2 rRNA genes and 1 riboswitch (1 of these 3 cut by a window edge) are annotated in these 2,876 nt (G+C 49.8%); both genes read left to right on the top strand.

Going from position 1 to position 2,876, the window contains the following annotated elements:
* Positions 1–41 precede the first annotated feature (41 nt).
* A riboswitch (TPP riboswitch) is annotated at positions 42–142 on the bottom strand.
* 364 nt (positions 143–506) lie between these two features.
* A 16S ribosomal RNA gene (locus AC1DEL_RS27340) occupies positions 507–2,056 on the top strand.
* Positions 2,057–2,230: 174 nt separating this feature from the next.
* Positions 2,231–2,876 (top strand): 23S ribosomal RNA (locus AC1DEL_RS27335); it runs 2,283 nt beyond the window's last position.
* Together the 16S and 23S rRNA genes form the textbook arrangement of a ribosomal RNA operon.

Below are 2,876 nucleotides of genomic sequence, written 5' to 3'. Positions count from 1 at the left end.
GGATGGGAAAAGGTCCGCGCGCTGCTTACAAAACTGCAATTCATTTGGCTTTGCCACATCCCTACGCCAGCGTTAACTAACAGGTTCAAAGGGTCAGAACAAAACGTTCACTCTCAGCTTTAATGCTCCCCTTGTGGTCATCAAGTATTTAGTTCAATCTTACTATACAAGAAAATATACCAAACCACAAGACTGCATTCTTTCTATAGAAGAGAAACTGAAATAAGTAAGAAAGAAAATAAACGGAGACTTTTTTTAAAAAACTATTGTCATACTTTCAAAAGGGTGTTATATTATTAAACGTCGCTGATGAACAGCAGACAACAACAAAAAGCTTCAAAACGACTTRAAAAAAGTTRTTGACATAAAAGAAGCTGAGTGGTAAGATAATAAAGCTGCTTCRACAAGCGGTAATGATCTTTGAAAACTAAACAAGACAAAACGTACCTGTTAATTCAAAGTTTTAAATAAATCGCACAGCGATGTGCGTAGTCAGTCAAACTACTTTATCGGAGAGTTTGATCCTGGCTCAGGACGAACGCTGGCGGCGTGCCTAATACATGCAAGTCGAGCGGACAGATGGGAGCTTGCTCCCTGATGTTAGCGGCGGACGGGTGAGTAACACGTGGGTAACCTGCCTGTAAGACTGGGATAACTCCGGGAAACCGGGGCTAATACCGGATGGTTGTTTGAACCGCATGGTTCAGACATAAAAGGTGGCTYCGGCTACCACTTACAGATGGACCCGCGGCGCATTAGCTAGTTGGTGAGGTAACGGCTCACCAAGGCGACGATGCGTAGCCGACCTGAGAGGGTGATCGGCCACACTGGGACTGAGACACGGCCCAGACTCCTACGGGAGGCAGCAGTAGGGAATCTTCCGCAATGGACGAAAGTCTGACGGAGCAACGCCGCGTGAGTGATGAAGGTTTTCGGATCGTAAAGCTCTGTTGTTAGGGAAGAACAAGTGCCGTTCAAATAGGGCGGCACCTTGACGGTACCTAACCAGAAAGCCACGGCTAACTACGTGCCAGCAGCCGCGGTAATACGTAGGTGGCAAGCGTTGTCCGGAATTATTGGGCGTAAAGGGCTCGCAGGCGGTTTCTTAAGTCTGATGTGAAAGCCCCCGGCTCAACCGGGGAGGGTCATTGGAAACTGGGGAACTTGAGTGCAGAAGAGGAGAGTGGAATTCCACGTGTAGCGGTGAAATGCGTAGAGATGTGGAGGAACACCAGTGGCGAAGGCGACTCTCTGGTCTGTAACTGACGCTGAGGMGCGAAAGCGTGGGGAGCRAACAGGATTAGATACCCTGGTAGTCCACGCCGTAAACGATGAGTGCTARGTGTTAGGGGGTTTCCGCCCCTTAGTGCTGCAGCTAACGCATTAAGCACTCCGCCTGGGGAGTACGSTCGCAAGASTGAAACTCAAAGGAATTGACGGGGRCCCGCACAAGCRGTGGAGYATGTGGTTTAATTCGAAGCAACGCGAAGAACCTTACCAGGTCTTGACATCCTCTGACAATCCTAGAGATAGGACGTCCCCTTCGGGGGCAGAGTGACAGGTGGTGCATGGTTGTCGTCAGCTCGTGTCGTGAGATGTTGGGTTAAGTCCCGCAACGAGCGCAACCCTTGATCTTAGTTGCCAGCATTCAGTTGGGCACTCTAAGGTGACTGCCGGTGACAAACCGGAGGAAGGYGGGGATGACGTCAAATCATCATGCCCCTTATGACYTGGGCTACACACGTGCTACAATGGRCAGAACAAAGGGCAGCGAAACCGCGAGGTTAAGCCAATCCCACAAATCTGTTCTCAGTTCGGATCGCAGTCTGCAACTCGACTGCRTGAAGCTGGAATCGCTAGTAATCGCGGATCAGCATGCCGCGGTGAATACGTTCCCGGGCCTTGTACACACCGCCCGTCACACCACGAGAGTTTGTAACACCCGAAGTCGGTGAGGTAACCTTTATGGAGCCAGCCGCCKAAGGTGGGACAGATGATTGGGGTGAAGTCGTAACAAGGTAGCCGTATCGGAAGGTGCGGCTGGATCACCTCCTTTCTAAGGATTTTAACGGAATATAAGACCTTGGGTCTTATAAACAGAACGTTCCCTGTCTTGTTTAGTTTTGAAGGATCATTCGATTCTTCGAGATAATGTTCTTTGAAAACTAGATAACAGAAGTAATTCACATTCAATTGTAATGCAAGAAATCACGTAGTGATTCTTTTTAACGGTTAAGTTAGAAAGGGCGCACGGTGGATGCCTTGGCACTAGGAGCCGATGAAGGACGGGACGAACACCGATATGCTTCGGGGAGCTGTAAGYAAGCTTTGATCCGRAGATTTCCGAATGGGGAAACCCACCACTCGTAATGGAGTGGTATCCATATCTGAATACATAGGATATGAGAAGGCAGACCCGGGGAACTGAAACATCTAAGTACCCGGAGGAAGAGAAAGCAAATGCGATTCCCTGAGTAGCGGCGAGCGAAACGGGAYCAGCCCAAACCAAGAGGCTTGCCTCTTGGGGTTGTAGGACACTCTGTACGGAGTTACAAAGGAACGAGGTAGATGAAGAGGTCTGGAAAGGCCCGCCATAGGAGGTAACAGCCCTGTAGTCAAAACTTCGTTCTCTCCWGAGTGGATCCTGAGTACGGCGGAACACGTGAAATTCCGTCGGAATCCGGGAGGACCATCTCCCAAGGCTAAATACTCCCTAGTGACCGATAGTGAACCAGTACCGTGAGGGAAAGGTGAAAAGCACCCCGGAAGGGGAGTGAAAGAGATCCTGAAACCGTGTGCCTACAAGTAGTCAGAGCCCGTTAACGGGTGATGGCGTGCCTTTTGTAGAATGAACCGGCGAGTTACGATCCCGTGCA

The sequence above is a fragment of the Cupriavidus sp. 10L43_2 genome (assembly GCF_056395265.1).
Note: the sequence above shows the minus strand (reverse complement) of the source record. Positions and strands in the feature narration are given on the sequence as shown.